The organism is Methanosphaera sp. ISO3-F5 (genome assembly GCF_034480035.2).
GTDB lineage: Archaea > Methanobacteriota > Methanobacteria > Methanobacteriales > Methanobacteriaceae > Methanosphaera.
This window is the reverse complement of the sequence record NZ_CP118753.2, coordinates 2,255,817-2,278,716: the sequence shown is the minus strand read 5'-3', so window position 1 is coordinate 2,278,716 and position 22,900 is coordinate 2,255,817. Positions and strand designations below refer to the sequence as shown.

8 protein-coding genes and 1 pseudogene are annotated in these 22,900 nt (G+C 31.7%); 3 read left to right on the top strand and 6 right to left on the bottom strand.

All coding sequences use genetic code 11. The annotated features are described in order from the left end of the window. Positions 1-198: 198 nt before the first annotated feature. The 3 genes and pseudogenes from PXD04_RS21720 to PXD04_RS23480 all read right to left on the bottom strand — a co-directional run bounded on the left by PXD04_RS21720 (position 199) and on the right by PXD04_RS23480 (position 4,956). A complete protein-coding gene (locus tag PXD04_RS21720) occupies positions 199-3,066 on the bottom strand; it encodes an Ig-like domain repeat protein (protein ID WP_323736889.1) in 2,868 nt (955 codons plus the stop codon). Positions 3,067-3,290: 224 nt separating this feature from the next. Then, positions 3,291-4,667 carry an Ig-like domain repeat protein gene (locus tag PXD04_RS23485; RefSeq protein WP_409988289.1) on the bottom strand — a complete coding sequence of 459 codons (1,377 nt, stop codon included), beginning with the start codon at positions 4,665-4,667 and terminating at the stop codon, positions 3,291-3,293. Beyond that, positions 4,603-4,956 (bottom strand): annotated as a pseudogene (locus PXD04_RS23480) (Ig-like domain repeat protein). The gene PXD04_RS23485 and the pseudogene PXD04_RS23480 overlap by 65 nt, the downstream one beginning before the upstream one ends. Positions 4,957-9,763: 4,807 nt before the next feature. Between PXD04_RS23480 and PXD04_RS21715 the strand changes: the two are divergent. The 3 genes from PXD04_RS21715 to nifU all read left to right on the top strand — a co-directional run bounded on the left by PXD04_RS21715 (position 9,764) and on the right by nifU (position 19,907). Further along, positions 9,764-18,028 (top strand): carboxypeptidase regulatory-like domain-containing protein, encoded by an 8,265-nt coding sequence (locus PXD04_RS21715; RefSeq protein WP_323736888.1) that lies wholly within the window; start codon positions 9,764-9,766, stop codon positions 18,026-18,028. Between the two features lie 231 nt (positions 18,029-18,259). Beyond that, positions 18,260-19,495, top strand: coding sequence for a cysteine desulfurase family protein (locus PXD04_RS21710; protein ID WP_323737402.1), 1,236 nt, complete (start codon positions 18,260-18,262; stop codon positions 19,493-19,495). Positions 19,496-19,517: 22 nt separating this feature from the next. Next, positions 19,518-19,907 carry a Fe-S cluster assembly scaffold protein NifU gene (gene nifU, locus PXD04_RS21705; RefSeq protein ID WP_323736887.1) on the top strand — a complete coding sequence of 130 codons (390 nt, stop codon included), beginning with the start codon at positions 19,518-19,520 and terminating at the stop codon, positions 19,905-19,907. A gap of 39 nt (positions 19,908-19,946) precedes the next feature. Here nifU and PXD04_RS21700 read toward each other — a convergent pair whose 3' ends face one another. Genes PXD04_RS21700 through proS form a run of 3 tightly spaced genes read right to left on the bottom strand, consistent with a single transcriptional unit; the run spans position 19,947 to position 22,785 of the window. Beyond that, entirely contained in the window at positions 19,947-21,128 is a 1,182-nt protein-coding gene (locus tag PXD04_RS21700) for an NAD(P)/FAD-dependent oxidoreductase (RefSeq protein WP_323736886.1), read from the bottom strand. Between the two features lie 56 nt (positions 21,129-21,184). Further along, entirely contained in the window at positions 21,185-21,370 is a 186-nt protein-coding gene (locus PXD04_RS21695) for a hypothetical protein (RefSeq protein ID WP_323736885.1), read from the bottom strand. An 8-nt stretch (positions 21,371-21,378) separates the two neighbouring features. Continuing rightward, positions 21,379-22,785 carry a proline--tRNA ligase gene (gene proS, locus PXD04_RS21690; RefSeq protein ID WP_323736884.1) on the bottom strand — a complete coding sequence of 469 codons (1,407 nt, stop codon included), beginning with the start codon at positions 22,783-22,785 and terminating at the stop codon, positions 21,379-21,381. Positions 22,786-22,900: the final 115 nt, after the last annotated feature.

The window sequence follows — 22,900 nt, the reverse complement described above, 5'->3', positions numbered from 1 at the left end:
TAATATAACCTCTTCGATAATTTTCTTTAATAAATTATAATATTTTCAGTTACATTTTTTCTAAACTAATTAATATTAATTTATTTTCGTTATGCTTTTAATTATTTGTCATATAAAAATAGTAAAAAAATTAAATATATGTGGAGTAAAAAGGTTGGGGGTTTATTTACTCCATTGGTGATTAAAAGGGTAAAGTTTTTAAGCTATGGTGAATGTTTTTGATTTGGATGTGTATTTATTGTAATAACTGTTTCCATTGAAACTTGCAATCACAGTATTCTTTCCAGTTTTAGATGCTGTTGTTAAAGTGTAAAATCCCTTATTATTGGTTTTCACGGATTTTTTAACACCATTAACTTTCAATATAATCTTAGTATTTTTAATAACTTTACCATTAGCATCAGCTAACTTTCCAGTTATCTTTGCTTGTTTCTTATTAGTTACTTGTTTTGCTGAAGTTATACTTACTACTACGTTCTGTTTTGCTACTTTGAATGTTACTTTTTTAGAAATCTTGTTGTAATTAGTATTTCCTGCATAGCTTACAAGGACATTGTTTGTACCAATCTTAGATGTAGTGCTGGTAATTTTATATATTCCTTTAGCATTTGTTTTTGTGGACACAAGTTTTCCATTAACACTTACCTTAACAGGCACTTTACTTAAAATTTTACCAGTTTTTGTGGTTAATTTACCAGTTACTGTTACTTTGTTTCCATATTTTACTTGTTTAGTAGCAGTGGCAGTTATTTTTGTGCTTTGTTTAGTAAATTTAACACTAGTTTTAATAGTAGCTTTATTATAATTACTATTTCCTGCATAAACTACTGTTATAGTATTAGTACCTACTTTGTTTGCCTTGGTTGTGTACTTGTATACTCCCTTAGTGTTTGTTTTCACTGCTACTGTTTTCTTGTTAACTGTTATCTTAAGAGCAGTATTTTTTAATATTTTACCATTTTTATCAGTTAATTTACCAGTAACCACAAAATTATTACCATAAGCCGTTGATTTAATCTTAGCTAGTGTGAGTTTAGTGTTCTGTTTTGATACCTTGAAAGTTTTTACAGCACTTACTTTCTCATAATAAGAACTTCCAGGATATGTTACTGTTATGTTATTGGTTCCAACCTTAACAGCTTTCGTTGTATACTTGTATACACTATTTGTGCCTGTTTTAACAGTACTAGTTTTACCATTTAAATTAACATTAACATTACCATTAATTGCCTTATTATTAGCATCAACTAATTTTCCAGTAATTGTTACAGTTTCACCATACCTGGCAGCATTTGCTGTTACTGTTAATTTGGATATGATCTTATTAACAGTGAAATTAACACTTTCCCTGTTTGATAAATATTTTTCATTCGCAGCATGTTCAAATATTACAGTATGAGAACCAGCATTAGTTGCAGGATATTTTACACTAAATGCACCATTTGCATCACTTGTAAGATCATACTTTTTATTATCAATAGTAATTGAAACTGCTTCGTTATTAACTCCTTTACCGTTAAGAGATAATTTTCCGCCAATAGTTATGTTCGTGTTTATTTTAGCATTTATACTGTTAGGGGTTAAAGTTAACAAAGTTCTGTTATCATTATTCACAAGAAACTTATTATCTTTAAGAGAAGAGTTCGTAAATAATAAAGTGTAATAATGACGGCCAGAAGGAACACTGTAATCTATTGTTGAATGTTTCATATTAACATTTTTAACTAATTTATCATTTTCATAAACGGAGATACTAGCATCAACCGGAACAAAAGCATATTCATCATCTAATTTAATCTGACTATTATCGATACGGAAATATCCTGAATTATTCCCGAAAACATTACCCGTCACAACAATATTACCCAAATCATTGTCCAATTTACCTGTAATATTATTATTTAACAATTTAATTCCTTTAACCCTTCTCACATTATCATCAGTAATAATACTCATATTCTTAGAAACAATATCATTGCCTGTTATAGTAACATCATCACAACCAATTACTATTGCACTATCATTACAATATATTACATTGTTTCTAACTACACTTCCTTCACCATTAATGCTTATTCCACGACTATCCTTTGAAACATGAATAAAGTTATTTTCAATAGTTGAATTCTCTCGGGTATAAATACCGGTAAAGTTTGCATTAATATCATTACCCCGGATTATATTAGAATTTTCAGAAGAAATTCCACGATTTCCTCCAATAACAGTATTCTTTTCTACAAGGTTATTATTTCCCATAATCTGTATAGGATAACAAGTTGAATATTCACTTTTTCCAATAACAGTATTCTGACTAATAAGATTATTATTAGACTCGTCACCACCATAAGCACATAAATAAATACAATTAGCATTTCCTATAACAGTATTATTTATTATCTTATTATTTTCAGAGGAATAAATTCTCATATTAGTCTGAGTATGATAACTTTCAAAATAATTTCCTTCAATAGTACACTTATTCATGGAATAAGTTGTCATTACAAAGTCTTCAGGTCCATAAACATACACAGTATTATCCTTAACAACTGCACTACTAGCCTGATCAAGAATAATTCCTTCACATACTGGTTTACTATTATTAATGGTTAAATTATAAACCTTAGAACCAGCACCATTTTTTGTAACATAAACAGTACAATCAGTTAACCTTGCCTTTTTACCAATACTGGTAATGGTTAAACCTTTCTTATCAGCATTAAAAGTAACATCCTTGAAATTACCCTGCAAATTAATAATATTTCCAGATTTCACCAGACTGGTCGTGTTGGAAATTCCAGTAGTAGTGTTGGTTTTGAAATATTTAGCATAATTACTGCTTGTAACAGTTATAGTATCTGAAGCCTTTTTAACATTTTTATTACTTGTTTTAACAATTTCTTTTGTCTTTGCAACATTATTATTTGCTGTGACATCAGCATTTATTGATGTATCCTTGTCTTGGATAATGTTCGAATCATTTGATTGAACATCACTAGCAGAAACTACTGCTAGGCAAAAAAATAATGAGAGTATGCAAAGCAAAAATAATATACCTTTCGTTTTCATATTCATTATTCACCCCAATAAAAAAAAATTTTTTATTAGTCTATCAATTAGTAGATATTATAATCTCATAACTACTTTCTTATATAACAATTATGACTATTCCAATAAATATAAATTATTATAAAAAACATTAGACTAATAAAAAAATAAAAAAATTTTGAAAAAWTAATYNAAAAAAAGNTAAAAAWNNAGATAARAAWAWWCWWTATCNNAYSAWAWRAAAWYTAAGCAATACTGAAKACTTTTTTAGCTCCAGTATACTTATTATAATACTTGTTTCCTGTGAAACTTGCAATCAAAGTATTCTTACCAGYTTTAGCAGTRACTGTTAATGTGTAWRYTCCTTTGKTGTTTGTTTTYGCGGTTTTCTTTTTACCATTRATTGTGAGTGTTACTTTACTGTTTCTTAATGCTTTACCATCYTTKGTCGTKAGTTTTCCMGTRACTGTTACTTTCTTGGTTYYTTTTACCTGTTTAGTATTTGTGGTTATTTTTACTGTTTGTTTAGTTACTGTGAATGTKGYTTTCTTGGTGATTTTATTATAGTTTTTGTTTCCAGGGTATGTTACTGTGATGTTGTTGRTTCCTAGTTTGGTGGTTGTTARRCTRTGGTTGTATATTCCYTTRYTRTTRGTTTTRGCTCTTATKATTTTRCCGTTAATRTTTATGGTTATTACTGTGTTTCTTATTATTTTACCRTGTTTATCGGTTAGTTGTCCTTTGACGTATACTTTGGATCCGTAGCCTACCTTGTTTGTCCTGTTKARTGTGATTTTWARGTTTTGYTTGGTTACTTTGAATGTTGCYTTYKTGGTGATTTTRTTGTAGTTTTTTGTTCCCKGGTGTGTTATGGTGATGTTGTTGGTTCCTACTTTTYKTGTGGTGTGTTTRTAKGTGAATAYTCCGTTTTTGTTTACTTTTATTGTSRCKGTTTTKCCGTTGATGTTRAGTTTTAGTTTRCTGTTTCCTAGTATTTTACCRTTTTTGTCTTTGAATGTTCCCTTGATTATTATCTTTTCACCATATGCAACTGTYGTTATTTTGTTWATSGTKATTTTMAGRTCCARTTTGCTTACWGTGAATGTTTTYYTRAGTGWTGTRCCCTGGTAGTTASTGTTTCCWKTGTAWGTTRSKGTKATGTTGTTKGTTCCWACTTTGTTTGTCTGGTACTTGTAWGTGAATATACCRTTTTTATCTGTTTTTAYTGTGRCTGTTTTRCCGTTKATRTTTARWTKYATGTTTTGGTTTGCTAATATTTTACCRTCATKGGTYGTGAGTTTTCCKGTKATTGTTGCGTTGCTGGTGTATGTGGATTTTATATTGTTTAATGTGATWGTGGTGTCTTGTTTGTTTACTGTRAATGTTGTCYKKGTATTKGCACTGTTGTAGTTATTATTGCCAGCAAATGTTACTGTYARGTTGTTGGTKCCTACTTTGTTTGTWRTRTGTTTGTAGGAGTATGCTCCGTTTTTATCTGTTTTTMCTGTGACTGTTTTWCCGTTWATGTTTAGTTKKATGTTTTGGTTTGMTAGTGTTTTACYGTTTTTGTCTTTGAGTGTTCCWGTKATTGTTACGCTTTSWGTGTATTTTGTTGCTGGTATAYTRTTTRTTGTGANTRGNGGTGTCTTGTTTRTTTATGTTTATTGTKGTGGTTGTGSTKGTTGGGTTGTAGTTRSTGTTTCCATTGTATGTTAYTGTKAYATTGTTGRTTCCTRYKGTRKYWGCTGTKRTTGYRTATGTGTATTCTCCGTTGTTGTTTGTTTTTATGTTGTGTTTGTTGTTGTTTAGTGWTAGTGTGATGTCTGTGTTGGTTATTGCTTKKTTGTTTTCRTCKGTKAGTTTTCCWGTTATTGTGACAGTTTCTCCATATTTAACATTTTTWGTATTGATTGTGATTTTTGTGTCTTGTTTGTTTACTGTRAATGTWGYCTGTGTATTGGCACTGTTGTAGWTKGTGTTTCCATCGTAYGTTATTRTGATRGTGTTGGTTCCTGTGGTRKYTGCTKKTGTTGTGTATGTGTATGTTCCTNTGNTTRTTYGTKGTWRYTGTTGTTTCTTTRTTGTTTATGYTTAGTTTTATRTTRGCGTTTGSTANNTTGNTTTNCCATTTTTGTCTTTGAGTGTTCCTGTKATTGTTACRCTTTCASYRTATTTTGTTGCTGGTATAKTAYTKGTTGTKNATGNTGGTGTCTTGTTTGTTTAYKKTKATKGTKGTGGTTGTRSTGGTTGGRTTGTAGTTGGTGTTTCCATTGTATGTTATTGTTGCTGTGTTTTGTCCTACTTTGTTTATGTTGGTTGTGAGTGTGTATTCTCCGTTRTTGTTTGTTGTTACCTTGTTTTGTACTCCGTTGATTGTGATTRTGATGTCTGYRTTGKTTATTGCTTTGTTGTTTTCATCGGTTAGTTTTCCGGTTATACTGGTTTTTTCACCATATTTGGCCGTGCTGGTTGTGCTTGTGATTTTTGTATCATATTTTTCTAYGTTTATTGTTGTTGTTTTGTTGCTTGATTTGTAGTRTATKGTTTCTGTGTATRYKGCGTTTATYTGTGTGTTTCCGGTGTTGTTGTATGTGATGGTGGTTGTTGCTTTGTTGTTTTGMACGTTYACTGTTGMKATKKTGTTTCCTTKTTSGTCTGTGAATGTTATWSTTCCTGTGTTTATGGTYGTGTTGTTTGGTGTTTTAATTGTTGCTGTTATGGTGGTTGCTTGTCCTATTTTKNATYKTRTNTGGTGTTATTTCTATAYTKGTKGTTGCTTTTGTTACTCCTAGTTTTGTGGTGAGGCCTGTTATTTCTATGTTKGTGTCGTTGGTGTTTGCTGTGATTTTTATGTTTTGTTCTCTTCCTCCYAGAATRTTTTTAATGTARTCWGTTGTTATYRTGGTTTYGAGTGTTGCWSTRTTGTTTRSTGCTGTTATGGTTATTGGTTTTTGTCCYGGTARTTCRAAKGTWATRTTWGCTTGATGGTTCTTGTTTTTGTTTAGTGTGTATGTTACTTTTAGTGTTATKGTTTCTCCGATTTCTGGGTTGTTTTTTGTTTCYAGTTTTAGTTGTCCGGTTATTTTTTGTGCTTCTATTGTGTGTAGTTTTTGTGTATTTTCTATGTTTTCATCTGGTGAGTAGTACCATACTCTTACGTGGTGTGGTCCTATTTCCTGGTTGTTGTAGGTGAATGTTGTTGTATCTTGGTTTATTGTGATGTTTTTGTATAGTGTTCCATCKGAGTATACCTCAAKGTATCCCTTGTTTAGKGGTGTGTTGGTTKTYTGGTCGGTTACGGTTAYTGTGAATTGTGTGTTTTCWTCATAGATGTAATTTTGGGGTGCGTTTATTGTTATTTTTGTAGGGTGTGTTGTACTTGTTTCTTCACTGACATATGGATTTTCATTTTCGTTTTTGTTGGTGTTGTTTGCTTGTATTGTATTTTCGGTWACTTCTAGTGTTACGTTTCCATAGAATGTGTTGTYKGTTATTGTGCATGGGTTGAATGTTACTCCTATTTTTCCTGGACCAAATGAATTATTTCTAATGGTTAGTCCACCGGTGCTTCCTGCTACTTCATATGCATCGTCYTTGTATTGTGTCATGATAAGGTAYTTGTTRCTGTTTTCTATGTARTTGTTTTCRACTGTRATRTTGTYWCCWATTACGCATAYRCTGTAGCATGTTGCACTTCCTASTTGTAGGTYKCGTCCYATTATYTTGTTWCCACGWATGGTGATRTTGTTGTTTCCGTATKTGTCKTTTACWTCAACGTTGTATGTGGTTGCRTATACGAGGTTTCCTATGAATCCRCTTCCTACTACTGTGCTGTTTTCTAGYARACAGTTTTSTGATGCTGCAAATACTACTGTACTTACTCCGTTRTTGTCTGTTGTGTTGAAGTATGAGTTTTTGATTGTGAYRTTCTGGCTGTTACGGATACTGGTTGATCCACGACCCCAACCATAACCACTAGTACAATAAGAAGTAATATTATCGAATACTATGTCATGTGCTTCGGTTGTTACAATCATCGTGTTTTCAAAGTGTATGTCTGTGATGTTTGTTCCTGATCCTTCCTTGTTTATGATGAATGAGTAGTCTGGCAGTTCACTTGTTCCTTCTACTTTTGGTGTTGAATAGAAACAGAAGAAAGCATCACCACTACTTGATATCATATTTACTGGTTTGTTTACTGTAAATGCGTATCTTTCGTCATCAAATTTACCACTAACATCAATAATAGCACTCTCTGATACTTTATCGTTGAATTTTCCATCAGTTATGTATGTATCGAAGTTTTCTGGTGTAAGTATGATTTTTTGTATTACGTTGAATTCTGTTGTGTAACTGGTTTCTTGTATATGGTTTTCTTGAGGACTGGTGATTGTTATTGTTTTTGTTCCGTCACTTGTTGGGGTGTAATAATATATGCTGTTTCCATTAGTATTTGTTGTTAATTCTTCTGGCGTGTTTTGTTTACTTACTTGTACTCGAATTTTTTTATTTGTTAATGGTTGTCCTTGATCATCTTTTAATGTTATGATGATTGGTATTTGAGTACCTGTAACTATTTTTTCAGGAAGTTCAACTGTAATGATAGGTTCATATGGGTATGTGTTATTTTCAACTGTGTTGTTTACTTGTCCAGTTACAGAATTGTCTCCTAGGTTATTTCTTGCTTCTAGAATATTGTTTATAACTGTGATGTTTGAACCACCAAGTGATACGCTGTAGTCATGTCCTTCACTAATCACATAATTGTCTTCTATGATTGTATTTTGTGAGTTTTCAATGATTATGCCCGGAGCATTTTCACTGTATACTGTGTTGTTTTTAAATTCTATTCCCGTGTTTGTTAGGTATGTGTATAATCCTGCTGTTTTTGCTTTAAGATAGTCTGCAGTACCTTCGGTTAGGTTATGTTCACCCAGTACGACGATGTTGTTGTTGTTTGCTATTGTGTTTGCACCTATTATTCCTATTCCCATTGCTGTTCTTGCATAGAGTGTGATATTGTTTTCAGAAATATTGTTGTTGTATCCTCCATACATTTCAACACCGTATATTTGGGCAGCTGAACCTGTAATATTGTTTTGTATGATTGTGTTATTGTTAGGATGACTTCCACCCATACTAAACACGTTTCCTGTGTATTGGAAGTCCAGCATGTTAATACCATATGCTACTGCAATATTTCCCCAAGGTGCATTACCCCAGCTACTTGTCACATTGATATAATTATTTTTTATTAGATTATTTTTGAATGTGGCCATTTCCAAATGAATACCGGCAGTATATGTGTGTGATGTTATGTAGATCTTATTATCTGTTATAATATTATTACTTGATCTTACTACCAGTCCATATGAATAACCACTATCATCTGTACAGTTCGTTGAAATAAGAGTATTATTGACAAAGGTAATGCCACTTGTTCCGAGGAATGCGGCAAATGATGAATAATAATCACCGCCACTATTGCCTGTAACCAATATTTCAATATGATTATTTCTTAATTCAGAGACACTTTTAACATATAATCCTATACAGTCAGGTGCATAAGGGTATGCATCCCAATTTATAACGCATTCACTTAGGCAGGCTTTCAGATTACAATTTTCTATGAGTGATTTTTTTTCTACTCTGAAAACATATGTTGCAAGATCTCTTTTTTGCACATCAATAGATACATTACGCACAACATAAGTACCCTCACTACCTGTAAGTGTAAGGTAATCACTTTTAGTATATGATTCAGTTATTACAGAGTCAAAATTTTGCAGTGTAAACGTTTTAAAGTTGGTTGAAACTTTAAATCCTACATTAGTTAGAGCACTACAACCATTTCCATCAACTACTAAGTTAAGGTTTTGAAACTTAGCACTGTTTTCATCAAAAGAAAACAGGTAAACATTACTTGGCACATATTTTACATTTAATATAAGACTGTTGTTAGTGGAAGTAATACCTTTACCCATGTATGCAACATTACTCATTACAGTGAAGTACTGTTTAAAATTGGATGATGTAACATTAACAAAGGTAACATTATCTCCTGCAACTTCTGTTTTAATATTTTCTTCTCTTTTGTCTTTTTTAGTTATGTTTTGTATTACTCGTTTATCTTCATCATTATCTTTAACTACATATGAATTATCGTCTTGAATAATGTTTTTTTCAGATATTTCATGTGTAATTTCTTGGGTATCTGCCATATTGTCCTGTGATACTTCACTTGTTACATGTGTTGTATCATTTGTATCTGTTGCTGATACTACTGACATTAAGGCAAAAGATATTATTAGAAATATAAACAAGTACTTATTTTTCTTGATTATAATCAATTCCCCCATTTGCACTTGTATCAATATTGTTATTTTTTTTGATATCAAAATATTTCATTATTAATTTAATAATTAGGATTCAATCCACAATTATTTCATGAATAATTAAAATGTAATATTTTTTTTGTAAAAAAAGTTGAACAAATTGTATTATTAAAAAAATACTTCTTTACAGTAATATCTTAAATAACTATCTAAAAATAGTTAATACTTTTTTTACAATAATTTTATATTTGAAAATAATCATATATACTTATATTGATTAAAAATAAAATAAAATTTAAAAAATAGAAAATAAACAAATGATTTAATATCTTTTTGTCTATTTTTAATTTTTAATCAATGATTATTAAACAATAAGTGATAAAATGAATATTAATTCAAAACATATCATTTTTTTTGTTGCTTTAATAATTACATTAATATCAGTAGCCAGTGCTGCAGACATCAACGATACAACATTATCATCTGATGTAACAACCAGCACAACATCACCTGATACACAACAAACTGATACAAATGTAATCACACAAAACAACAATAATCATGAAATAAAAAACACGCAACAAACAACAAAAAATGTTGTTCAAACAGAAAATAGTAGTCAAACAAGAAATACAACACCAACAACATATAACTTAAATAACTCAAACTTCGATGAATATATAACAGTTGCTGGTTTAAACACAGTCATTAACGATGGGGATATATTAAACTTTACAGAAAACATATCTCGTACATCAACCAATTATACAGTAGATAAACCAATAAACATAAATGGAAACGGTTTTACACTAGACTTAAACACAATATATGGATATAATCTTCCATCCTTAGATCCAACATGGATAGAATTTAACCATGGAGCATCTAATTCTAATATTACAAACCTAAAGTTCCATAATACACAAGTATTCACAACAACAGCATCCAACATAACATTTGACAACATCAATGTAACAGTAGAAAATCAGGGTGTTGGAATGAGTACAGGATACTTCTCAATGCGTAATGGAGTAATAAACATTACAGTAAAAAACAGTTACTTTTACGCAGTAAACAACACTGGATGTAGTGCAGTAGTAATTACACTCGGTGAAAACTGTACAATAGACAACAACACTGTAATGGGTAGTGGCAAAGTAGGAAACCTCATATATCTAAATATGTATGGAGCAATCAACAATGCTAACAACATTACCAAAAACAGAGCAAACAAAATAACCAACAACATTATTTCTTGTACTGATGGAGAAAACATTTGTTGGGGTATCACAGTAACTGGACCAAGAAACGTTATCGAAAACAATACAATAGATATAACACCAGGACAATATGGTATAACAACCACATGGTCTGGAAGCTACGATAACGAAACAGATCCAGACGATACACACAATGTTACATACTATGGTAACAAATACATCAATAATACAGTTAATGGTAAATTCTCAACAGGAAACTACAGTATAATAGAAAACAACACAATAAATGGTGCAAGTACAATCAATGGACATGCTCATGTGACAAACAACACATTCCTTGCAGGAGTTTCACTACACAACAATGTACGTTTCCACTCAAACGATGCAACAGGACAAACTATAACTGTACAAAAAGCCAATAGTTGCTTCAAAGATAGTATTATTGGTACATTAACATTAACCAATAAAGCAAAATACACTTATGATTGTGGTGGAAATACAATTGGAACTATAACACAAAACTTATATACAAATTACTTTAAAAACTGTTCTGGTAATTGCCCAAATTGTGGTTCTACAGGCAGCAAACTTTTATCTAAACTTTCAACCAAACAATTAAAAACAGATTCCAATGCTGAAATAATTTATCAAGGAACTGTAGTAACATCTAATGATTTGACTATTTATAATAATGGTACTGTTGAAATCATATTGGAAGGTGAAAATGCTAGAAATGTTTTATTATATGGTCAAAATCCTTATCAATCAAAAATTAATGAACAAACAATAGATATAACAGATATTGTTATATATGTGAATTCAAATTCATTTTCAACTGGTGGGAACCAATATGATATGAAATCATTTAAATTAAATTTTGATAATAAAGAAAATATCAATCTTAAAGTTATTGGTGCTATAACCAAAAAAGGTGGTTTGGAAATAAATGGCGGTTGGAAAACTGTGACCTATGAAAATTTAAAAATCATATCTGATTATAATGAAGATACTGATAGGGATATAGCTTTAATATTAAATGGAGATAATATCACATTAAGAAACATCACTTATACTTCTACATCAACAGGTGCAGCTGCAATGGCAATTTTTGCTGGGTATACTGATAACACAGGAGTGTCTGGAGGAGTATTAATACGTGGTAATAATATTATGATAGAAAATTCAGAATTTAGTATCAGTCAAGAAGAATTTATAAATATTACAGAATGGGGATTAGATCCAGAGGATTTCCCTAATGATTTCCATAATTATGGATTTTTCTTTTATAAAGCAAATAATATAACATTTAGAAACAATAATTTCCTATTTTTAAGTATGGATAAAGATAGTAGTATAGAATCAAGAAAATACAGTCCAATACTTGGAGGAAATGTAACTACTTTGTCTTTAGTTGATAATGAAGTTAATGTTAGATATGTTCCTGGTATAAAACTGGTTACAAACAATTCGCTCTTTGAAAACAACACGATAACAGTACAACATGCAGATAACACCATTGAACTTACAGGTGACAACAACATTGTACGCTACAACACTCTCACATCCAAATCTGGTGAAGGTGATAGTACTGTTGTAGTAACTGGAGAGAACAATGTAGTTGAACAGAATCCTAAGGTTGAACCTAAAACCATTATTGTAACACAAGATAATGTTGAAGATGTATTTGGTGGTGAAAGTCACACACTAGGTGCTGATGTGAATCCTGGTGATACACTTGATTTCCAGGGATTAATTGATAAAAATCATTCACTTGTAATTAACAAGCCTGTAACTGTTGTTTCAACTACCGAAGATGCAGTTATAAGATTACACACTGTTGCTGGTAGTCTTATGGGTGATGACCCTGGTAACTGTTTTGTTATAAATAAGGGTGCATCCGGTTCTTATGTAAGTGGTTTACGCTTAGAAAATACTGAATGCTGGGTATACAACCTTTACAATGCTACACTCTACAATATGACAATGTATGTAAAGGATGCTCGTGTTGGTAGTGGTGTAGGTCAAACCTCACTTAGATTCTGTAATAATGTAACCATGGACAGCTGTTACATTTACACTGAAAATAATGGTGGTAGTTCATCATTTGTATGGACTGGATGTAACAACTGTACAATAATAAACTCAACAGTACAAGCTGAAGGAAAAGTTGGAAACCTATTATATGTTGGTAACCCTTTCAACACTGATGATAAACCAGCAGATTACGTGATGACTAACTTTGACAATAAAGTTATAAACTGTACAGTATTAGGTGGATCTGGTGGAACAAGTAATCCATTACAAAATGGTGGTCAGCGTACTTTAGTACAGGGAAATAAATTTTATTCTGGTGGTTCAGCAGGTGTTGCAGCATTTGGTGTAACTGGTGCAACTGCTACATTAGTTGACAATGAATTTTATAGAACTGTTAGTATGTATTTAACTGCAGGTTCTACTGCTTATAATAATGTATTCTATGGTACTGGTAGTACAACTGTACAAGCAAATGCTCAAGTATACAATAACACATTAAATGCTGTTACCATTAGTGGTGCAGATGTTTTATTTGAAAACAATACAGTTAAAGGTAAACTCACAGTTAACCAGCCAACAAACGTTAAAGACAACAACTTAGCAGATGTACAAGTAGGTACAAATGGTAAAAACTCAAACATTACAAATAACAATGTAACAGGTACAATCACATCTGGTGCAGCAAATGTAGTTATTGATTCAAACAACATCACAACAACCAATGATAACACAGTAGTTGTAACAGGTGCAAACAACACTGTAACTAATAATATATTATATACCAGAACAAAAGCTGGTGATGAAACACTTAATGTTAAAAATGACACAACCGTTGAAGAAAACATTCCAGAATCGGGTGAAGAATTTGAATTAACTGATGAGAATTATTTAAAATTCTTTGACACTAACGGTAATCTTATAAATACAAATGTTACAAATTATTCAACATTAACATTCAAAGGAGAATTTAATAATAAAGTATTCAAATTTAACGACATAATACTATCACTTACTGGTGAGGAAGCTGTTATAAATAATGGATACATTTCAACCGATAATGGTGCAATTGTAGCACTTGAAAATGTGGTATTTAACAATACCCGTGAAGGTATTCCTAACAGTGTATTATTAAATTCTGATGGTAACCTTGTTAGAAATGTAACTGTATACAGAACATCCAATAGTGGTATTTCTCGTGAAATTATGGTTAATGGAGACAAAAACAGTATATTATCCAACAAGTTTGACTTAACTATTCCTGTAGAAAATATTGATTACAGTGAATATCCATTTGCAATGTCTAATGCTAGTGCAATAAGTGTAACCGGTTCAGAAAACATTATTAATTCAAATACTATAACAGTTAGGAACAGTACAACAGGTACTGGTACTATATCTGTGATTGACCTTGCAAGCAGAACTAAAAGTAGTGGTAACACAGTTAACTCAAACACTATTGTAGCTGAAAGCACAGGATATCTTTACGGTATAAATCTTGGATCTAATACTGATGCAAATACTATTAACAGTAATAATATAAAATTAAGCTCTGACGTATATACTGCAGGTATTCAAATAGGATACTCCCCAGCAAAAGATAACACTATTAACTCTAATACTATAAATCTTACAAGTCCAATAGCTTACGGAGTACTTGCAAGTGCATATGAAGGAGAAATAACTGGTACAACAGTCAATTCAAACAAAGTATACATAAGTGCTAATCAAGGTGTTGGTATTGAATTATGTGGTTCAATCCCAGAATCAATTAATGATGCAACAATAAACAGTAACACTATAGTAGTTGATGGTAATTACTGTATTGGTATAGCAGTATCAGGTAGTGATATTGAGGTTAATGAAAACACTATAACAGTAACTGGTACAAGAAATGATACTGATGAAACATCATATGACATAATCAAACCTACAACATCTGGTATAATACTTTACAACTCAGAAAATATTGAAGCATTAAACAATGTTATAACTGCAGAAAATGGTGCAAACATTATATTAAATGGTACAAGCAATTCCAAGGTTACCAGAACAACTAATAATAAAAAGATTAACACAGAAAATGGTGCAAACATTGTATTAGATAATTCAAACAATAACCTTATCGATAATCAGATAGCATACACTACCAGTGAATATGCAGTAATATTAACCAACTCATCAAACAACAACATTACAAACAACAACCTTAATGCAAGTAACATTAACGGTGGTGATGCTGCAATAAGTATGGATGAAAACAGTAAAGACAATTACCTCTACAACAATATTCCAGTATTCGGAGTATTAACTGATGAAACATACTCAACATTCTTCGATGAAAACAGCACATACAAATTCCCAGAAGGAATAAATATATTATCATTAGGTGGCAACTTACACAACAAAGATTTAATCTTCACAAACAATATAACATTTGTAAACGCTGGAAACTATACAATATACAATGGTACAATCATAGTAAATGATGTTGAAGGTTCAAGATATGATGACAGATTTGTACGTTTCAATAACATTAACATAAACAACACAGACAAACCAGTATTTATTGGAAATCTTTCAACAGATCAGCAAAGAAATATTGAATTTAGAGGTGGAGTATTCACAGTTACCGGTGATAATATAACAGCATTTGAATCAGTACATGGACCTAAAACATACACTGTATTAGATGTTCAGTACGCAACTGTTATCATGGATGGTAAAGATGTAACAGCATTCAAAATGAGTAGAGATGAATATACCCAAAATGATTATCTGGATGTGGAAAAATCCAATATTACATTAAAATCAACAGGTAAAAACACAGCATTTGAAGTAATAAACACAAACCTGGACATACTAGGAAACAATATAACACAGACAGGTTCAGACGTATTTACAGCATATATAGAAAATGCATATGCTAATGGTAAATTCTTTGGAGAAAATAATATTAACGCATCCGGAGAAAAAGTAGCAATACTAATATTAAATGAAACCCAAGGAAACAACCCAACAATAGGAAACAACAACATTACAGCTACAAGTCCTAACCCAGTTCCTGCAATAACAATAATCACTTCTAAAAATTCATATGTAGGACAAGGACAATACACATACTCATCATACAACTATCCAAACACAATCATCATAAACGCAGAAAACGGTGAAGTACCAATAGTAAACATAATAGGAAACGGTTATGTGAGAAACAACTTCATAATGTCAAATGATTTATACGGAGCAGAAGGAGTAAATGCAACAACAATATCCAATATTACACCAACAAGAACAAGCATAAACATCACAGCACCAGAACAAGCAAAAGTATTTGATAAAATAACAATCAACGTAACAACAACAAATGCAACAACAACATCTGATGGTATGATAATACTAAAAATTAATGATGAAATAGTTGCAAACACTACTAAAACTACACTATCATATACATACACAGCTAACAATAATGAAACATTAAATATTGTAGCAGAATACATTTACAAACATACAGGATTTGTATCAGGTACTGCAAATGCAACAGTAACTCTTGTAAACTTTAATGACACATTAACATTAGATGCAAATAAACCATTCTTAAATGAAAACTTAACCATTACAGGAACACTCATTGATGAAAATAATAATCCAATATGTAATGCAACAATTACAATTGACATAAATGGTAATAAAGTTAATGTTACAACAGATACTGAAGGTAAATATAATTACACAACAACACCAATTGAAGGAAATAACACTATCACAGTAAAATTTGATGGAAATAATTCTTATATTTCCAGAGAAGAATCAAAAACCGTGTTTGTTGTAGACTTAGAAAAATATTTACAAGTAGATGAATTAAACAAAACAATACAAGAACAAAATAAAACAATAGAAGAATTAAATAAAAGCAATACTGATTTAAAAGATAAACTACAAGATGCAAACAAACAAATAGACTCATTAAACAAGAACATAACCAACCTCAACAATCAAATCAAAGACTTAAACAATAAAAACAAAGACCTACAAGACAAGTTAACCGCAGCAAACAACAAGATAAACACACAGGAAAAACAAATCAAAGACTTACAAGACCAACTAAACAAAGCAAACGACAAAGTAAACACTCAAGAAAAACAAATCAAAGACTTAACCGATAAACTTAACAATGCAGATAAAACCATTGCAAACCAAAACAAAACAATACAAGACTTAAATAACCAAGTATCACAACTAAACAATAAAATTAAAAATTTAACTACAAAAACCAACACAAAAATAACAGTCAACAAGATTGCAACAGGAAAATATGCAAGTACTGTAACTATCAACGGTACATTAACTGACGCAAACAACAAAGCAATAAACAACGGTGTAGTAACAATTAAACTAAACACTGGAACAATAAAAGTAGTAACAAACAGCAAGGGCATATACGCTTATAAAACTACCAACGCAAAAGTTGGAACAAATAACGTTACAGTAACATTCACAGCTACAGATAAATATGCTGCAAGCACTGCTAAAACAACATTCAAATTAAACAAAGCAACACCAACACTCAAAATCAACCCTATCAGTGCAGTTAAATTCAAAGATTCTGTTAAAATAACTGGTTCACTAATAGGTGCAAACAATAAAGTAATAAGTAATGCAAATATAATACTTAAAATCAATAAAAAATCAGTAACTGTAAAAACTGCTAAGGATGGATCATTCACTTACACAACTAAAGCAACAGCTATGGGTACAAATAATATAACTGCAACATACAATGGTAACGGTAACTTTAATAAGGTAAGTAAAAAAGTTACTTTCAAAGTAAATAAACAGAGCCTCATCTTAACTGTTGACAGAGTTGCTAGTGGACTTAAATTTAAGGATCCACTGGTAGTTAGTGGAAGACTCGTAGATGGTAATAACAAAGCAGTAGTTAACACCATGGTAAGCTTAAAATTCAATGGTAAAACATATAAGGCAAAAACAGACAAAAACGGTTACTACAAAGTAACAACTCGTGCAACCACTATGGGTAAAAACAATGTAACAGCATCCTATGCTGGAAACACTAAATACAACAAGGCAACTGCTAAAACCACATTCACTGTAGCAAAACAGGACATTATCATAACCTTTGATAAAGTAAGTTACAACAATGGTAAAGTTACAATAAGTGGTACATTCACTGACCGTAACAGACACGCACTCATGAACAGCCTAGCAAGAATCACATTAAACGGCAAACAAGGAACAGCAAAAACCAACAACAAAGGAACATTCACATACACCACAAAAGCAAAACAGGGAACATACAAAGTAACACTCGCATACCCTGGTAATGACCGTTATAATGCTTACAGTAAAACAAGTACTGTGAAAACAGCTTAAAGTTGTATATTTTTGAAGTTATTTTCTTTTAACTTCTTTTTTTCTTATTTTTTTGGATTTTTTTATATTTATTTTTATTGATTATTTTTTTGAATTATAAAAGTTTAAATACTACTTTTTAAAAATATAACAATTGTAATAAAAAAAATATAACAATGTAAAGTTTATTAATTTTTAAAATAAATAGTTAAAAAAAGAGAATAGGAAGAAAAGAATATGTCAAACAAATTAATTTATATGGATAACTCCGCAACATCACCAGTCGACCCAGAAGTACTAGAAACAATGCTACCATACTTCAACGAAGAATTTGGAAACGCATCAACATTATACACATTAGGAGTAGAAGCAAAAAAAGCAGTAGACAAAGCAAGACAACAAGTAGCAGACCTGATAAATGCAAATGCTGATGAAATAACATTCACTAGTGGAGGATCCGAATCAGACAACATGATAATTAAAGGAGTAGCCTTAAGAGAAAAACAAAGAGCAACACCCGAAAACCCAAGAAATCATATAATAACAACCACAATCGAACACCCAGCAGTACTGGAAACATGTAAATTCCTAGAAAAACTAGGATACGAAGTAACATACCTCCCAGTAGACGAATCAGGAATCATAAACCTAGACGACCTGAAATCAGCAATAAAAGAAAGCACAATACTAATAACAATCATGCACTCAAACAATGAAATTGGATCAATCCAACCAACAAAAGAAATAGGTGCAATAGCAAGAGAAAACAAGATCTTATTCCACTCAGATGCAGTACAAAGTGCAGGAAAAATACCAGTAGATGTAGAAGAACAAAATATTGACCTATTATCCATCTCAGCACACAAAATTAATGGTCCAAAAGGAGTGGGTGCAGTATACATCAAGAAAGGAGTCAGACTTGAAGTATTAATCCATGGTGGAGGCCAGGAAAAAGGTTTACGTTCAGGAACAGAAAACGTGCCCGGCATAGTGGGACTTGGAAAAGCTGCAGAACTAGCAAACACCCACCTTGAAGAACGTATGAAACACAACCAAGAAATCAGGGATGCACTGATAGAAAAAGTAACCGACACAATTAAAGAATCATATGTGAATGGTAGCTTAGACAACAGGTTACCAAACAATGTACACTTCAGATTCTCAGGAATTGAAGGAGAATCCCTAATTCTAATGCTAGACCAGAAAGGAATAAACGGAGCTACAGGTTCTGCATGTTCAACACATGACCTTAAAGGTTCACACGTACTAGCAGCAATAGGAATAAAACCGGCACTGTCACATGGATCTTTAAGATTGTCCATAGGACCAGAAAACAGTATAGATGATGTGGATTATATTGTTGAATCAATTAATGAAGTGGTAAGTTACTTAAGAGAACTTTCCCCATTATGGGATAATGAAAATGATGTGTACATCGGAGACCAATTTGAAAAAGATGTTGATGAAGAAGATTTAGACAGATACTAAAAGATATGATAGGTGATTATAAATGGAAGAATATAGTGCAAAAGTAAAAGATCATTACACAAATCCAAGAAATACAGGAGTAATAAAAAATCCGAGCGGTGAAGGAACAGTAGGAAACCCTGTATGTGGAGATATAATGACAATATACATTAATGTGGATGATAATGAAGTGTTAACTGATGTGAAATTCAGTACTTTTGGTTGCGGTGCAGCAATTGCAACCAGTAGTATGATTACTGAAATGGCAGTTGGAATGACCGTGGATGAAGCATATCAAATAACAAGAAATGATGTTGCAGAAGAATTAGATGGTCTTCCACCAATTAAATTACATTGTTCAAACTTAGCCGCTGATGCTCTTCAAGCAGCTATTGACAATTATAGAGATAAAAAAGAAAAAGGAGAAATATAATCTCCAAATTTCCCCTCCTCTCTTTTAAAAATAGATTTGTTATAATAATTTTCCTAGTTTTAGTATTGATTTTGGTGATGCTTTAATTATTATTTTAAGCAGTTTAGTTACTGTTACTTCTGACATGTCACTTTTAGATATTTCCTCAACAATCTTGTTTAAGCTATTATCATCCAGTGTTAATAGGAATTCTTTTACCTTATTATATTTGTTAAAATCATTACCCACATGTTCCTTAGTTAAATCATAATATTCTTTTAATACTTTTTTAGAACAATCTTCCTGTTTTATTGCCTTTGATGCAACTATTCCTGCATATTTACCGGATAACATTGCTGTTTTTATTCCATCTCCAGTTAATGGATCTACAAATCCTGCTGCATCTCCTACTAACATTATGTTATCAGCGTATCGTTCTTCAACTAATCCGCCGAGAGGGTCTCCCCCTACATTTATTTCAACTATCTGTGCTTCTGATAGGATGGGATTGTTTTGAACAAATTTATCTAGGAAGTATTTTGCTGTTTTATCTGTGTGTGATTTAAGTATTCCTAATCCGATGTTTGCTATGTCTTCTCCCTTAGGAAATACCCATATGTATCCTCCAGGACATACTGTCCCGATGTGTATTTTAACATTATTTCCTTCTAGTTTCACATTTGCCATTTCATATTGTATGCATGAGGCCATGTTTTTTAGGTCTGTTCTACTTTTTAATCCTGCCATTTTTCCTATACGTGATTCTGGTCCATCTGCTGCTATGATTATTTTGGTATGGATTGTTATTTCTTGACCTAATCTTGTTGCATTTACTGTGAATCCTGTAGGGGTTCTTTTTACTGTGTTTGCACGGGTTTTTATCATTACCTTTGTTCCTTTTCTTATTGCATCCATTACTAGGTGTTTGTCGAATACTTTTCTTTCTAGAATGTATCCTGTGTCTGGTAGTTTTACTGTTTTGTCGTCAAATGTTATTGTTTTATTGTTTGGTGCTGTTATTTCTATTCCTGTTACTTCTTTGGTTATCCATCGTTTATCTGGTTTAATGTTTAGTTCGTCTAATGTTGAGGTTAGGATTCCTTCGGCACATCTTTTTGGTGTTCCTATCTCTGATTTTTTGTCTATTAGTAGTACGTTAATATTTTCTTCTGCTATTGTTCTTGCTGCTATTGATCCTGATGGTCCTGCACCGATTACTAATACATCTGTTGTAATTTCCATTTGAAATCATCCCATTTTTTACTAATAAAAAAAAGAATTTTTGAGAAGAGTTTTTTTTATTTTAGGATATAACCTTTTTTGTATAATATTATTTCAGCTAGTACTACTAGTAATCCTATTATTGCTATTATTGTTTCTTGTGTTCCTCCGCCTATTAGTAGGAGGATTGCACTTATAATAATGATAATATCGGTTATTATCCAGATTATGTTCATTATTTTCTTTTTTTCTTTCTTTTTCATGTTTATCGTTAGTATGTTTTTGATATTAGTACTTTATGTTGTGCTTTTTCGCCACAATTGACACAGTTTCCTTCTACTTGTGCTTCTTGTGTTCCTAGTATGTCTATGTCATATTTTTCTTCCATGTCTTTTCCGCATTCTGTGTTTCCACACCAGTTGCATGTGATTATTCCGCCTTTTTTGTTTATTGTTTTCTTTACTTGTTCTGGTGTTTCTACGTGGTATGTTTTTTCTTTCTGGAATTTGTTGGATGCTGTTTTTAATTCTTTTGTGATGTCATCGAGTATGTTTTGTATTGTTTGTGTTATTGTGTTTTCATCGTAGTCTATGAATTCTTTGTTTCCATTGTCTCTTCTTATTGTTACTATTGAACCGTTTTCTATGTCTCTTGGTCCTACTTCTATTCTTAGTGGCACTCCTCTTTGTTCCCATTCGTAGTATTTTTTACCTGGTCGTATGTCTCGTTTGTCTTGTATTGTTCGTATGCCTGCTGTTTTTAGTGTTTGTTCTAGTTTATCTGTGAAGTTTAGTACTATGTCTTCTTTTTCCTTGAATATGATTGGTACTATTACTACTTGTTCTGGTGCTACTACTGGTGGTAGTTTAAGTCCTTTTTCGTCTCCGTGTGCTGCTATTAGTGATGCTATTACCCTATCGGATAGTCCGTAACATGTTTGGTGTGCGTATTCGTGTTCTCCTTCTTCGTTTTCGAATTGTATGTTGAATGTTTTTGCGAATGTTGTTCCTAGGTTGTGTACTGTTCCGATTTGTAGTGTTTTTCCGTCGGGCATTATTGTGTCGAATGCCATGGTGTATTTTGATCCTGGGAATTTGTCCCATTCTGGTCTTTTGCTTATGGAGTATGCTATTCCTAGTGCGTCGAAGAATTCCTTGTATATTTCTATTCCTGTTTGTACTTGTTGTTCTGCTTCTTCTTCTGTTGCGTGTACTGTGTGTGATTCGTTGAATGTTGTTATTTCTCTTACTCTTATTAGTGGTCTTGTGTGTTTTGTTTCATACCTGAATGTGTTTACTGTTTGGTATACTTTTATTGGAAGGTCCATGTGTGATCTTACCCATAATGAGAACATTGGGTACATTGCTGTTTCGCTTGTTGGTCTTAGTGCTAATTGTTCGTTGAGTTCTCTTAGTCCTCCCTTGGTTACCCAGTATACTTCTTCTTCAAATCCTTTTACATGTATTGCTTCTTTTGCCAGTTCACTTTCTGGTATGAGCATTGGAAATAGTGTTTCTTCATGTTCTTTGTCCAGTAGTTTTTCCAGTAATTGTAGGGAATATTTTCTTATTTTGAACCCTCTTGGGAGCCATACGCTCATTCCTTTTACTGGGTATCTTGCATCCATTAGTTCTGCTTCTTCTAATATGTTATGAAACCATTCACTGAAATTTTTCATTTACTCACCAAATTTTTGATTATATTGATTTTTTCTTTGATTTTATTGTGTTAAATTTATGTTTTAGTTATTATTGTATTTGTTTTTTGTAATTATTAAAAATTCATATTTATGA